This is a genomic window from Streptomyces sp. NPDC053474 (genome assembly GCF_044544845.1).
Taxonomy (GTDB): domain Bacteria; phylum Actinomycetota; class Actinomycetes; order Streptomycetales; family Streptomycetaceae; genus Streptomyces.
Genome location: NZ_JBITXV010000040.1, coordinates 1 through 15,373, shown reverse-complemented (window position 1 = coordinate 15,373; position 15,373 = coordinate 1). Strand labels below are relative to the sequence as shown.

Genomic DNA, 15,373 nt, shown 5'->3' with positions numbered 1-15,373 from the left:
ATCTCCACGAAGCGTCCGCCGCGCGGCAGCAGTCGCAGCGAGGCGTCCACGAACTCCCTGGCCAGGGAGTTGAGCACCACGTCCACGCCCTGGCCCGCGGTGCCTTCGGTGACCGCGGCCTCGAAGTCCAGCGTCCGCGAGGAGGCCATGTGCGACTCCTCGACGCCGAGGTCCCGCAGGACGTCCCACTTGCCCGCGCTCGCCGTGCCGTACACCTCGGCGCCGAAGTGCCGGGCCAGCTGCACCGCGGCCATGCCCACGCCACCGGCGGCCGCGTGCACCAGGACCGTCTCGCCCGCCTCCAGACCGGCCAGGTCCCGCAGCGCGTAGTACGCCGTGAGGAACACCGTCGGCACCGACGCGGCCTGCGCGAAGGACCAGCCCTCGGGGATCCGCGCGACCATACGCCGGTCCGCGACCGACAGCGGGCCGAAGGCGCCCTCCAGGAGGCCGAGGACCCGGTCGCCGACGGCGAGGTCCGTGACGTCCGGGCCGACCTCCACGACGACGCCCGCGCCTTCGGTGCCCATGACCGCGTCGCCCGGGTACATGCCCAGGGCGATCAGCGGGTCACGGAAGTTGACGCCCGCCGCGCGCACCTCGACGCGCACCTCACCGGCGCCCAGCGGCCTGCTGCCGGACACCTCGGCGTCCTCGGCGACGGGCAGCAGCGCCAGGTTCTCCAGCGTGCCCCGTCCGGTCACGCCGAGCTGCCAGTCCGCACCGGCCGGGGCCGCGAGAGCGCCGCCGCCCGCGCGCATCAGGCGCGGCGCCCACACCACGTCGCCCCGCACGGCGACCTGCGGCTCGTCGAGCGCGAGGAGGCCGGGCACCTGGTTCAGCGACGCCGCCGAGCCGTCGAGGTCGACGAGGGCGATCCGGCCCGGGTTCTCCGACTGCGCGGACCGCAGCAGACCCCACACCGGGGCGTCCACCAGACCCTCGGCCGACACCACGTCACCGGCGCCCACACCCACCGCACCGGACGTCACCACGACCAGACGCGACTCCTCACCGCCCGCGAAGGACAGCCACTCCCCCACGACGCCGAGCGTGCTGTTCAGGGAGGCGCGCACCGATGCGGCCGTACCGCCCGCGCGTTGCCCGCCGACGCACGTGACGAAGACGGACTCCGGCACGGGAGCCCCGACCTCGACCGCCGCGGCGAGAGCGGCGACGTCCGCGTACGTCGTCACCGTCGCGCCGACGCCTTCCAGAGCGCCCCGCAGACCCCACTCGTCCGCACCCAGCACCGCATACGCGGCACCGGCCGTCACGGCGGGCGCGGGCACCACGCTCCAGTCGACGCGGAACAGCGAGTCGTTGCGGCCGCCCTGGTCGGCGCCCGCGTCCGGCGCGGCGATGGGCCGCAGGACCAGGGAGTCCACGGCGGCGACCGGCTGGCCGTCGGTGTCGGCGACGGTGAGGGCCACGCCGTCCGTTCCCGCGGCGGTCAGGCGGACGCGCAGCGCGGACGCGCCGGTCGCGTGCAGGGACACCCCGGTCCAGGAGAAGGGCATGCGGCCCTGCTCGGTGTCGGACACGAAGGTGCCGAGGCCCAGCGGGTGCAGCGCGGCGTCGAGGAGGGCCGGGTGCAGGCCGTACGCACCGGCCTCGTCGCGCTCGGCCTCCGGAAGGGCGACCTCGGCGAAGAGCGCGTCGCCGCGCCGCCAGACGGACCGCAGGCCCAGGAAGGCCGAGCCGTAGCGGAACCCGGCGGCGGCCAGGCTCTCGTACAGCGCCTCGGTGTCGGCCCGCTCGGCGTCGGCGGGCGGCCACTGCGCGAGGTCGGCGTCGGCGGGGCGGGCGGCCGGGGCGGGGGCGAGCGTGCCGGTGGCGTGGCGCAGCCACGGCTCGTCGGACCACAGGTCGTCGGCGGACACGTGCTGGGGCCGCGAGTAGAGGTTCACCGGGCGGCGGCCGAAGGCGTCGGCGGCGCCCACGGCGAGCTGCATCTGCACGCCGCCGCGCTCGGGCAGGACCAGGGGTGCCTGGAGCGTCAGCTCCTCCAGGTGCGCGCAGCCGACGCGGTGTCCGGCGTGCAGGGCGAGCTCGACGTAGGCCGTGGCGGGCAGCAGGACGGTGCCCGCCAGGGCGTGGCCCGCGAGCCACGGGTGGGAGGCGAGCGAGAGCCTGCCCGTGAAGAGGTAGCCGTCCATGTCGGCGAGGGCGACGGCGGCGCCGAACAGCGGGTGGTCCGCCGGGTTCAGGCCGGTGGCACGCGCGTCGCCGACGCCGCCGACGGCGGGGCGCGGCCAGTAGCGCTGGTGCTGGAAGGCGTACGTCGGCAGGTCGACGCGGCGCCGCGACTCGACCGGGGCGTACAGCGGGGTCCAGTCGACGGTGACGCCGCGCACGTGCGCCTTGGCGAGGGCGGTCAGGAACGCGTCGGGCTCGGGGCGGTCCTTGCGCACCGCGCCGACCAGGCCCGCCTGCGCGGCGGGGTCGGTGAGGGTGTCGTGCGCCATCGCCGTGAGCACGGAGTCGGGGCCGAGCTCCAGGAGGGTCGACACGCCGAAGTTGGTGAGGGCGCCCAGGCCGTCGTGGAAGCGGACCGCTTCACGGATGTGACGGACCCAGTACTCCGGGTCCTTGAGCTCTGCGGCCTTCGCGAGCACGCCGGTGAGGTTGGAGACGACCGGGAGCGTCGGGTCCTGGTACGTCAACTTGGCCGCGACCTTACGGAAGTCATCCAGGGCCGGATCCATCAGGGGCGAGTGGAAGGCGTGGCTGACCTTCAGCCACTTCACCTTCCGGCCCTCGCCCCGAAGGGTCTGCTCCAGGCCTTCGAGGGCCCCGCGCTCGCCTGAGAGCACCAGCTGAGCGGGGCCGTTCACGGCGGCCACGCCCACGCGGTCGGACAGGCGGGGCAGCACATCGGCTTCCGTGGCCTGCACGGCCAGCATCGCCCCGCCCTCGGGCAGAGCCTGCATCAACCGACCCCGCGCCGCGACCAGTTGAGCCGCGTCCTCAAGCGACCACAGCCCGGCCACGTACGCGGCAGCCAGCTCACCGATCGAGTGACCGCCCACGACCTCCGGACGTACGCCGAAGGACTCGACCAACCGGTACAGGGCCACTTCCATCGCGAACAGCGCGGGCTGCGCGTAGCCCGTCTGCTCAAGGAGGTCCGCGTCCGTACCGAACATGACGCTCTGGAGCGAACGTTCTATCCACTGGTCAATATGGAAGCACACCTCGTCCAGCGCAGCCGCGAAGACCGGGAACGTCTCGTACAACTCACGGCCCATCCCCAGGCGCTGGCTGCCCTGGCCGGTGAAGAGCACGCCGAGGCGGCCCTCGGCCACCGCGCCCGTCACAGCAGCCGGGCCGCCGGACGCCAGGGTCTCCAGGCCCGCGAGGAGGTCGGCGCGGTCGCGGCCGAACACCACCGCGCGGTGCTCCAGCGCGGACCGGCCCGACAGGAGCGACCAGCCGATGTCCACGGCGTCCTGGCCGGGGCCGCCCGCGACGTGCTCGCGCAGCCGCTCGGCCTGCGCCCGCAGCGCCTCCGCGCTGCGCGCCGACACCAGCCACGGCACGGCCGTCACCGGCGCGACCGGCTCGACGGTCTCGGCAGGCTCCTCGACGGGGGCCTGCTCCACGATCACATGGGCGTTGGTGCCGCTCACGCCGAAGGAGGAGATGCCCGCGCGGCGCGGGCCGCCGTCCTTGCGCGCGGCCCACTCCCGGGCCTCCGTGAGGAGCTCCACGGCTCCGGCGGACCAGTCGACGTGCGTGCTCGGGCGGTCCGTGTGCAGGTTCTCGGGCAGGACGCCGTGGCGCATCGCCATGACCATCTTGATGACGCCCGCGACGCCCGAAGCGGCCTGGGTGTGGCCGATGTTGGACTTCACCGAGCCGAGGAGCAGCGGCTGGTCCGCGGGGCGGTCCTGGCCGTAGGTGGCGAGCAGCGCCTGGGCCTCGATGGGGTCGCCGAGGACCGTGCCGGTGCCGTGGCCCTCGACGGCGTCGATGTCGCTGGTGGCGAGGCGGGCGGCGGCGAGGGCCTGGCGGATGACGAGCTGCTGGGACGGGCCGTTGGGCGCGGTCAGGCCGTTGCTCGCACCGTCCTGGTTGACGGCGGAGCCCCGTACGACCGCGAGCACTTCGTGGCCGTTGCGGCGGGCGTCGGACAGGCGCTCCAGGGCGAGGACGCCGACGCCCTCGCCCCAGCCGGTGCCGTCGGCGGCGTCGGCGTACGGCTTGCAGCGGCCGTCGCCCGCGAGGCCGCCCTGGCGGCTGAACTCGGCGAACGCGCCGGAGGTGACCATGACGGCGACGCCACCGGCCAGGGCGAGGTCGCACTCGCCCTGGCGCAGCGCCTGCGCCGCGAGGTGCAGGGCCACGAGCGACGACGAGCAGGCGGTGTCGACGGTGACCGCCGGGCCTTCGAGGCCGAACACGTACGACAGGCGGCCGGAGATGACGCTGGAGACGTCACCGGTGAGCAGATAGCCCTCGACGTTGTCCGGCGAGGCCATGAGGGCGGGTCCGTAGCCCTGGGCGGTGGCGCCGACGAACACGCCGGTGCGGCTGCCGCGCAGCGAGGCGGGCGGGATCCCGGCCCGCTCGAAGGTCTCCCACGTGGCCTCCAGGAGGAGCCGCTGCTGCGGGTCCATGGCCATGGCCTCGCGCGGGGAAATCCCGAAGAAGGCGGCGTCGAAGTCGCCCGCGTCGTAGACGAAGCCGCCGCCGCGCTCCGGGCCTTCCGGCGCGCCGTCGCCGGTGCGCCCGGCGAGCGCGTCGACGTCCCAGCCCCGGTCGGTGGGGAAGGCGGAGAGCGCGTCCCGCCCGTCGGCCACGAGCTGCCACAGGTCCTCGGGACCGCGTACGCCGCCGGGGTAGCGGCAGCTCATTCCGACGATGGCGATGGGCTCGGGCTCCTCCGACTCCACTTCGCGCAGCCGCTGGCGCGTCTCGTGGAGGTCGGCGGTCACCCGCTTGAGGTAGTCGAGGAGCTTTTGCTGGTCCGCCATCGGAAACTCACCTGTTCGCGTAGTCACAGAAAAATCGCGCAGTCGACAAAGCGCGCAGTAACGGAAGAACCGCGCTGAGAGGCCCGGCCGGTCCGGTGCCACGGCCCCGCTCGGGCGTGGCACCGGACCGGCCGGGCGGTTTCGGTCAGGACACGCCGAACTCCTTGTCGATGAAGTCGAAGACCTCGTCGGCGGACGCCGACTCCAGCTGCGAGGAGACCTTCTCGCCGTCGGCGGGCGCCTCGGCGTCGGTGCCCTTCCACTTCGCCATGAGCGCTTCGAGCCGCATCGTGATGCGCATGCGGTCGCCGTCGTCGGGCGCGATGGTGCCGAGGCCCGCCTCCAGGCGGTCCAGCTCGCGCAGCGTGGAGTCCACGCCGTCGGCGTCGTCCTGGAGCAGTTCCCCGCGCAGGTACTGGGACAGGACGGCGGACGTCGGGTGGTCGAACACGAGGGTGGCGGGCAGCCGCAGGCCCGTGGCCTTGTTCAGGCGGTTGCGGACCTCCACGGCCGTCAGGGAGTCGAAGCCCAGCTCGCGGAAGGCCAGGTGGGCGTCTATCGACTCCGCGTCGCCGTAGCCGAGCACGGCGGCCGCGTGCGTGCGCACCAGGTCGAGCAGGATCATCTCCCGCTCGGGCTCGGTGAGCGGCGTCAGGCGGCGGCGCAGCTCGGCCGCGGCGTCGTCGCCGGTGTCGGCCCGCGTCTCCGTCTCGGCCGCCACGGACCGCTCGTACCGGCGCACCTCGGGGATGTCACCGATGAACGGGCTGGTCCTGGCCGAGGTGAAGGCGGGCGCGAACCGCTCCCAGTCCAGGTCGGCGACGGCGAGGAAGGTCTCGTCGTACGCGACCGCCTGGGCCAGGGCCGTGACCGCGAGGTCCGGTGCCATCGGGCGCAGGCCGCGGCGGCGGAACTGCTCCTCGCCGTCGTCCCCCGCCATGCCGCCCCCGGCCCACAGGCCCCAGGCCACCGAGGTGGCGGTCAGGCCGCGGGCGCGGCGCTGCTCGGCGAGGGCGTCGAGGTGGGCGTTGGCGGCCGCGTAGGCGCCCTGGCTGCCGCTGCCCCACACGCCCGCGTTGGACGAGAAGAGCACGAAGGCGTCCAGTGCCTCGGCGGCCAGGAGCGTATCGAGGTGTGCGGCGCCCGCGACCTTCGCCTCCAGGACGGCGGCGATGTCCGCCGCGGACATGTCCGCGAGGGGCTGGCCCTGGCCGACGCCCGCCGCGTGGAACACCGAGCGCAGCGTGTGCCCGTCCTCGGTGAGCCGGTCGAGCAGCCCGGCGACGGCCTCGCGGTCGGCGACGTCGCAGGCCGCGATGGTCACCTTGGCGCCCAGCTCCTCCAGTTCGGCCCGGAGTTCCTCGGCGCCGGGCGCGTCCGGGCCGCGGCGGCTGGTGAGCACCAGGTGTTCGGCGCCCTCGCGGGCCAGCCAGCGCGCCACATGGCCGCCGATCGCGCCCGTACCGCCGGTGATCAGGGCGGTGCCGCGCGGCGTCCACTCGCGTGCCGCGCCGGTGTCGAGCGGGGCCCGGACGAACCGGCGTACGACGACGCCTGCCTGGCGCACCGCGAGCTGGTCCTCGTCCCCGGCGCCCGCGAGGATCCCGGCGAGCTGGGCCGCGGCCCGGCTGTCGACGGTCTCCGGCAGGTCGACGAGGCCGCCCCAGCGGTCCGGGTACTCCAGCGCGGCGACGCGGCCGAGGCCCCACGCCTGCGCCTGCCCGGGCCGGGCCGGGGCGTCGCCGCGGCCGGTGGCGACGGCGCCGCGCGTCACGGCCCACAGGCGGGCGCCGATCCCGGCGTCGCCGAGGGCCTGCACCAGCGCGACGGTTCCCGCGAGCCCGGCGGTGACGCCCGGGTGGTCCGCCAGGGCGGACTCGTCGAGGGCGAGCAGGCTGAGCACGCCGCTCGGCTCCCCGTCCGCCGCCAGGGCGTGCTCGAAGAGGCGCGCGGTCAGGGTCTCGCGGGTCATCTCGCTTGCGGTGACGCGGAGTTCGTCGACGTGTGCACCGGCCTGCGTCAGGGCCGCGACGACCTCCGTGGTCTCCGTGGTCTCCGTGCCCTCCGCGCCCTGGGGCACGACGAGCAGCCAGCGGCCCGCGAGGCCGGTGGTCGGCAGGGTGCCCGCGAGGGGCTGCCAGTCCACCTGGTAGCGCCAGCTGTCGACGGTCGACCGCTCGCGCCGCTGCCGCCGCCAGGACGAGAGCACCGGGAGCACGGCGCCGAGCTCCGCGGCGGAGGAGTCCTCCACCGCGAGCTCCACGGCCAGCTGCTCCAGGTCCTCGCGCTCCACCGCGTCCCAGAACCGCGACTCCACCTCGTCCGTGGCCAGCGGCGCCTCCTCGGACAGCTCCTCCTGCGGGGCGAGCAGCCAGTAGTGCTCGCGCTGGAAGGCGTAGGTGGGCAGGTCGACGGTCGTACGGGCGCCGGGGAAGAGGGCCTTCCAGTCCAGTTCGACGCCGTGGACGTGGGCCTCGGCCAGGGAGGCCGCGAGGCGGTCGGCACCGCCTTCGTCCCGGCGCAGCGAACCGAGGGTGGCGGCCTGGCTGTCGGTCGCGTCGATGGTGGCCTGTACCGGGACCGTCAGGACCGGGTGGGGGCTCATCTCCAGGAACAGGCCGTGGCCTTCAGCGAGGAGGCCTCGGGTGGCGTGCTCGAAGAGGACCGTCTGGCGCAGGTTGCGATACCAGTAACCCGCGTCCATGAGGGTGTCATCGGACAGCCAGGCACCGGTGAGCGTCGAGTACAGCGGGACCTCGGCGGCCTGCGGGCTCACACCCTCCAGCGCCTGGCCGATCTGCGCCTCGATCTCCTCCACGTACGACGAATGCGACGCGTAGTCCACCGGGATCGTACGAGCACGAATGTCCTGGCCCACGCACTGGGCGACCAGCTCTTCGAGGGCCTCGGGCTCGCCAGAGACAACCACCTGGGCCGGGCCGTTGACGGCCGCGACCTCAATCCGGCCCTCCCAGCCCGCGATCAGCTCACGGACCTCGGCCTCAGGCAGCGGCACGGACACCATGCCGCCCTTACCGGACAGCTCGCGGATGGCCAGGCTCCGCAGGGCGACGACGCGGGCGGCATCCCGCAGGGACAGGGCACCCGCCACGCACGCGGCAGCGATCTCACCCTGGCTGTGACCCACCACAGCGGCAGGCTTCACCCCAGCCGCCTGCCACACGGCAGCCAGCGACACCATCACCGCGAAGAGCACCGGCTGGACCACGTCGACACGGTCGAAGCGCTCGCCGCCCAGCTCCTCAAGCAGGTCCCAGTCCACGAACTCACCGAGCGCGTCCGCGCACTCCCGCATCCGCTCCGCGAACACCGGAGAATCGTCGAGAAGTTCGCGCGCCATCCCGGCCCACTGTGACCCCTGACCCGGGAACACGAACACCGGGCGGACCACGCCGCCGAGGGTGCGGCCGGACACTACCTGGGGTGTCACCTCGTCCTGCGCCAGGCGCTCAAGGGCGGCGAGGAGTTCCTCGCGGTCGCGGCCTAGGACGACGCCCCGGTGCTCGAAGCGGGAGCGGGCCGCCGCCAGGGACCAGGCCACGTCGGCCGGTTCGAGGTCGGGGCGGGCGAGCAGGTGCTCGCGCAGCCGGGCCGCCTGGGCGCGCAGGGCGGGCTCGCCCTTGGCGGAGAGGGCGAGCGGGAGCACTCCGGCGACGACGGGCTCCGGCGCCCCGGTCTCCTCGTCGGCGACCGGCTCGTCGACCAGGGGCGGCTGCTCCAGGATCACATGGGCGTTGGTGCCGCTCATGCCGAAGGAGGAGACGCCCGCACGCCGGGGCGCGTCCGCGCGCTCGGGCCAGTCGCGGGCCTCGGTGAGGAGTGCGACGGCGCCTTCGGTCCAGTCGACCTCGGGCGTCGGCTCGTCGACGTGCAGGGTCTGGGGCAGGACGCCATGCTGCATGGCGAGGACCATCTTCATCACGCCCGCCACGCCGGAAGCGGCCTGGCTGTGCCCGATGTTGGACTTGATGGACCCCAGCCACAGGGGCTCCCCGCCCTCGGGCCGCTCCTGGCCGTACGTGGCAAGGAGGGCCTGCGCCTCGATCGGGTCGCCCAGCGTGGTGCCCGTGCCGTGCGCCTCGACCGCGTCCACGTCGGCCGCCGTCAGGCGGGCGTTGGCGAGGGCGGCACGGATCACACGCTGCTGCGAGGGCCCGTTGGGGGCGGTGAGGCCGTTGCTGGCGCCGTCCTGGTTGATGGCGGAGCCCCGTACGACCGCGAGGACCTTGTGGCCGTTGCGGCGCGCGTCGGACAGGCGCTCCAGGAGCACCAGGCCGACGCCCTCGGCCATGCCCATGCCGTCGGCGGCGGCCGCGAAGGCCTTGCACCGGCCGTCGTCGGCGAGGCCGCGCTGCTGGCTGAAGGCGATCAGGGCGCCGGGCGACGACATCACGGCGACGCCGCCCGCGAGGGCCAGCGAGCACTCACCCTGGCGCAGGGCCTGCGCGGCCAGGTGCATCGCGACGAGCGAGGACGAGCAGGCCGTGTCGACGGTGACCGCCGGGCCTTCGAGGCCGAAGGTGTAGGCGATGCGGCCGGAGATGACGCTGGGCGCGCTGCCGGTGAGGATGTGGCCCTCGGCGCCCGCGGAGACCTGACCGGGCGCGGTGCCGTAGTCCTGGTAGTTGGTGCCGACGAAAACCCCTGCGGTCTCGCCGCGTACGGCCTTGGGGTCGATCCCGGCGCGTTCGAACGCCTCCCAGGAGGTTTCGAGGAGGAGCCGCTGCTGCGGGTCCATGGCGAGGGCCTCGCGCGGCGAGATGCCGAAGAACGCCGGGTCGAAGGCGCCCGCGTCGTGCAGGAAGCCGCCGCCCCTGGTCGTGGTGGTGCCGGGGGTCTCCGGGTCGGGGTCGTAGAGGTGGGCGGTGTCCCAGCCGCGGCCCGCCGGGTAGCCGCCGACGACGTCGGTACGGTCCTTGAGGACCTGCCACATCTGCTCGGGGCTGCTGATGCCGCCGGGGTAGCGGCAGCTCATGGCGACGATGGCGATGGGCTCGTCGGTGGCCGCCGCGACGGGTGCGACGGCGGCGGGGGCGGCGACCGCGTCGGCGCCGAGGACCTGGGTGCGCAGATAGGCGGCCAGGGCGGTGCCGTTGGGGTGGTCGAAGACGACCGTGGTGGGCAGCTTCAGACCGGTGGCGGCGCCGAGCCGGTTGCGCAGGTCGACGGCGGTGAGCGAGTCGAAGCCGAACTCGCGGAAGGCCCGCTCCGGGTCGAGGGCCCCCGCGGACTCGTAGCCGAGGACCGCGGCGGCGTGCGTGAGCACGAGGTCGACCAGGACGCGGTCCCGCTCGGGCCCGGCGAGGCCGGTCAGGCGCTCGCGCAGCGCGGACGCCTTGGTCGAGGTCCCGCCGTCGGCGGTGGCGTCCCCGGTTCCGCCCTGGGCGGCGAGGACGCGCTGGGCGTCGGGCAGGTCCGCGAGCAGCGGGCGGGCGCGGCGCGAGGTGAACACGGGCACGAACTGCTCCCAGTCCACGTCGGCGAGGGCGAGGAACGTCTCGTCGTCGTCCAGGATCTGCCGCATGCCCGCGAAGGCCAGACCGGGGTCGAGGAACGGCAGGCCCTGGCGGCGCAGCTGCTCGGGGTCGACGTCGACGGGCGCGCTGCCGCTGAGGTGGGGGTTGACGACGTTCCACACGCCCCAGGCGATCGAGGTGGCGGTCAGGCCGCGTGCCCTACGGTGCTCGGCGAGGGCGTCGAGGTGGGCGTTGGCGGCGGCGTAGGCGGCGTGGTCGCCACTGCCCCAGACGCCCGCGATGGACGAGAACAGCACGAACGCGTCGAGTTCCGCGGCCGCCTCGCCGTCCAGGAGTTCGTCCAGGACGACGGCGCCCGCGACCTTCGCCGCGACGATGTCGGCGAACTCCTCAAGCGTGGTGGTGGCGATCGGCGCGAGCTCGATGAGCGCGGCCGCGTGGATGACGGCGCGCAGGGTGTGCCCGTCGGCGGCGAGACGGCCCAGGAGCGCCGCGACGGCGTCGCGGTCGGCGACGTCGCAGGACGCGATGGTCACTTGGACGCCCATCTCCTCCAGCTCCGCGCGGAGTTCGGCCGCGCCGGGCGCGTCCGGGCCGCGGCGGCTGGTGAGCACCAGGTGCTCGGCGCCCTCGCGGGCCAGCCAGCGGGCGATGTGCGGGCCGAGCGCTCCGGTGCCGCCGGTGACCAGGACGGTGCCGCGCGGCGTCCACCCGGAACCGGTCTCCCGGGCCGGGGCCGCGGGCTCGGCCCGTACGAGGCGGCGCACGAGGACGCCCGAGCCGCGCACGGCGAGCTGGTCCTCGTCGCCGACGCCCGCGAGGATCCCGGCGAGGCGGGCCCCGGTACGGCTGTCGGGGGCCTCCGGCAGGTCGACGAGTCCGCCCCAGCGCTCGGGGTGCTCCAGGGCGACGACGCGGCCGAGGCCCCAGGTCTGCGCCTGGGCGGGGCTCTGCACCCGGTCGCCGCGGCCGGTGGACACGGCGCCGCTGGTCAGGGCCCACAGCCGGGCCTCGACGTCCGCGTCGCCGAGGGCCTGCACCAGCGCGACGGTACCGGCGAGCCCGGCGGGCAGCACCGGGTGCGCCGGGTGGGGCGCTTCGGCGAGGGCGAGCAGGGAGACGACGCCCGCGAGCCCGGCGGTGTCGGCGAGGTCGGCGCGCAGCCGTCCGGCCAGCGCCTCACGCGTCAACTCGGCTCCGGTGACGCGGAGTTCGACGGCTTCCGCACCGGCCCGCGCCAGCGCCTCCAGGGCGCCCGCGGTCCACGGGTGCGCGGCCGCCTCCTCGGGTACGACGACCAGCCACCGGCCGGTGAGGACCGGGCCCGGGAGGCTGCCCGCGAGGGGCTTCCAGTTCACGGCGTAGCGCCAGCTGTCGATCGTGGACCGCTCGCGCCGCTGCCGCCGCCACGACGACAGGACGGGCAGGACGGCGCCGAGTTCGGCGGCGGAGCCGTCCGCCACCTCCAGCTCGGCGGCGAGCTGCTCCAGGTCCTCGCGCTCGACGGCCTCCCAGAAGCGCGCCTCGACCTCGTCCACGGCGACGGCGGGCTCGGCGCCCGGCTCGGCCTCCGGGGACACCAGCCAGTAGTGCTGGTGCTGGAAGGCGTACGTGGGCAGGTCGACGAGGGTGCCGGGTACGAGGGCCCGCCAGTCGAGGTCCGCGCCCTGCGCGTAGGCCTCGCCGACCGAGGCCATGAGCCGGTCGGCGCCGCCTTCGTCACGGCGCAGCGAACCGAGGGCGACAGCCACCCCTTCGCGCCCGGCGGCCTCGATGGTGGCCTGCACCGGGACGGTGAGGACGGGGTGGGGGCTCATCTCCAGGAACAGGCCGTGGCCTTCAGCGAGGAGGCCGCGGGTGGCGTGCTCGAAGAGGACGGTCTGGCGCAGGTTGCGGTACCAGTAGCCCGCGTCCATCAGAGTGTCATCGGACAGCCAGGCCCCGGTCAGGGTCGAGTACAGCGGGACCTCGGCGGCCTGCGGGCTGACGCCCTCCAGCGCCTCCAGGATCTGGGCCTCGATCTCCTCCACGTACGAGGAGTGCGACGCGTAGTCCACCGGGATCGTACGGGCGCGGACATCGCGGGCCACGCACTGCGCGACCAGCTCTTCCAGGGCCTCCGGCTCGCCGGACACCACGACCTGGGCGGGGCCGTTGACGGCGGCGACCGAGACGCGGTCACCCCACGCCGTCAGCAGCTCCCGTACGTCGGCCTCGGGCAACGGCACCGACACCATGCCGCCCTTACCCGACAGCTCACGAATCGCCAGGCTCCGCAGCGCCACCACACGAGCGGCATCCCGCAGCGACAGCGCACCCGCCACACACGCGGCCGCGATCTCACCCTGACTGTGACCCACCACAGCGGCAGGCTTCACCCCAGCCGCCTGCCACACCGCAGCCAACGACACCATCACGGCGAACAGTACGGGCTGGACCACGTCGACGCGGTCGAAGTTCTCGCCGCCCAGCTCCTCAAGCAGGTCCCAGTCCACGAACTCACTGAGCGCATCCGCGCATTCACGCATCCGCTCCGCGAACACCGGTGACTCATCGAGCAGTTCACGCGCCATCCCGGCCCACTGCGACCCCTGGCCGGGGAAGACGAACACGGGTCGGACGGTGTCGCCCTGGGCGCGGCCCACGACCACGCCCTGCGCGGCCGCGTCGTCCCGCTCCAGGCCTTCAAGGGCGGCGAGCAGTGCCTCGCGGTCCCGGCCGAGGACGACGCCCCGGTGCTCGAACCGCGACCGCGCGGCGGTCAGCGACCAGGCCACGTCGGCGGGCGCGAGGCCCGCGTGGGCGATGAGGTGCTCGCGCAGCCGTCCGGCCTGGGCCCGCAGCGCCTCGGGCGTCTTGCCCGAGAGGGCCAGCGGGATCACGCCGGAGACCACCGACGGCGCGGGGGCCTCGTCGGCCGCGGGCCGCTCGGGCCGCTCCGGCGCCTCGATGATCACGTGGGCGTTGGTGCCGCTGACGCCGAACGAGGAGACACCCGCGCGGCGCGGCGCACCGTCCCGGTCGGGCCAGGCGCGGGACTCCGCGAGGAGCTCCACGGTCCCGGCCGACCAGTCCACTTCGGGGGTCGGCGCGTCGAAGTTCAGGGTCCGCGGCAGGACGCCGTGGCGCATGGCCATGACCATCTTGATGACACCGGCGACACCGGCGGCGGCCTGGGTGTGGCCGATGTTGGACTTCACCGAGCCGAGGAGCAGCGGTCGCTCGGCGGGGCGCTGCTTGCCGTAGGTGGCGATGAGCGCCTGGGCCTCGATCGGGTCGCCCAGGGGCGTGCCGGTGCCGTGGGCCTCGACCGCGTCCACGTCGGCCGCCGTGAGGCGGGCGTTGGCGAGGGCCTGGGTGATCACGCGCTGCTGGGACGGGCCGTTGGGGGCGGTCAGGCCGTTGCTGGCGCCGTCCTGGTTCACGGCGGAGCCCCGGACGACCGCGAGGACGGGGTGGCCGTTGCGGCGGGCGTCGGAGAGCCGCTCCAGGACGAGCATGCCGACGCCTTCGCCCCAGCTGGTGCCGTCGGCGGCGGCGGCGAACGGCTTGCAGCGGCCGTCGGGGGCCAGGCCGCGCTGACGGCTGAACTCCAGGAAGGTGCCCGCCGTGGGCATGACCGTCACCCCGCCCGCGAGCGCCATCGTGCACTCTCCCTGCCGCAGCGCCTGCGCGGCCAGGTGCAGGGCGACCAGGGACGAGGAGCAGGCCGTGTCGACGGTGACCGCCGGGCCTTCGAGGCCGAAGGAGTACGAGATGCGGCCCGAGGCGATGGCGCCCGAACTGCCGGTGCCGAGGTAGCCGCCGAGGTCCTCGGGGACGCTGCTGAGCTGGGAGCCGTACTCGTGGTAGATGAGCCCGGCGAAGACGCCCGTGGGGCTGCCGTGCAGGGTCGCCGGGTCGATGCCCGCGCGCTCGAACGCCTCCCAGGAGGCCTCCAGGAGGAGCCGCTGCTGCGGGTCCATGGCGAGGGCCTCGCGCGGCGAGATGCCGAAGAACGCCGCGTCGAAGTTGCCCGCGTCGTGCAGGAAGCCGCCCTCGCGGGCGTACGTGGTGCCGACCTGGTCGGGGTCGGGGTCGTACAGGGACGCGGTGTCCCAGCCACGGCCCTCCGGGAACTCGCTGATGGCTTCCTCGCCGTCGGTGAGGAGCCGCCACAGGTCTTCGGGGCTGCCGACGCCGCCGGGGAAGCGGCAGCTCATGGCGACGATGGCGATCGGCTCGTCCTGGGCGGCGGCCACGGCCACCGGTGCCGTGGCGCCCGCCGCCGCGGACTCCCCCAGGCCGCCGAGGAGTTCGCCGCCCAGGTACTGGGCGAGGACCTTGGGCGTGGGGTAGTCGAAGACGAGGCTGGCGGGCAGGCGCAGCGCGGTGGCGCCGCCCAGGCGGTTGCGCAGCTCGACGGAGGTGAGCGAGTCGAAGCCGAGCTCCTTGAACGCCTTCGTGGGCGCGACGTCCTCGCCGGAGGTGTAGCCGAGGACGGCGGCCACCTGGGCGCGGACGAGGTCGAGCAGGGCGCGCTCGCGGTTCTCCGGCGGCAGCGCGGCCAGCTGGTCGGCGAGCGAGGTCCCCGCCGCGGCGGGTCCGGCCTCGACGACGCGCCGGGTGCGGGCGCCGCCGCGGATGAGGCCGCGGAACAGCGGCGGCACGTCGCCGCCGAACTGCCCGCGCAGGACGTCGGTCCGCAGCTTCATCGGCACGAGGGCCGCGTCGGCCTGGGCGAGGGAGGCGTCGAGCAGGGCGAGGCCCTCCTCCGCGGGCAGGGCCGCGACACCGGCCCGGTTCATGCGCTCCAGATCGTCGTCGGCGAGGGCTCCGGCCATGCCGCCCTGATCCGCCCACAGCCCCCAGGCCAGCGAGGTCGCGGGCAGACCCTGCGCACGCCGGTACTGGGCC

Annotated in this window: 2 protein-coding genes; both read right to left on the bottom strand. The window is 74.8% G+C overall.

Annotated elements, in window-relative coordinates; genetic code table 11:
• A partial coding sequence (locus ACIG3E_RS40900) for a beta-ketoacyl synthase N-terminal-like domain-containing protein (protein WP_399626296.1) occupies nucleotides 1-4,979 on the bottom strand: 4,979 nt, incomplete at its 3' end.
• Between the two features lie 145 nt (nucleotides 4,980-5,124).
• Nucleotides 5,125-15,300 (bottom strand): type I polyketide synthase, encoded by a 10,176-nt coding sequence (locus ACIG3E_RS40895; protein ID WP_399626294.1) that lies wholly within the window; start codon nucleotides 15,298-15,300, stop codon nucleotides 5,125-5,127.
• Nucleotides 15,301-15,373 lie beyond the last annotated feature (73 nt).

Bases quoted from the DNA above. Each gene is read 5' to 3' on its own strand.
- ACIG3E_RS40895 (WP_399626294.1), bottom strand. From the start codon at position 15,300: ATGGCCGGAGCCCTCGCCGACGACGATCTGGAGCGCATGAACCGGGCC.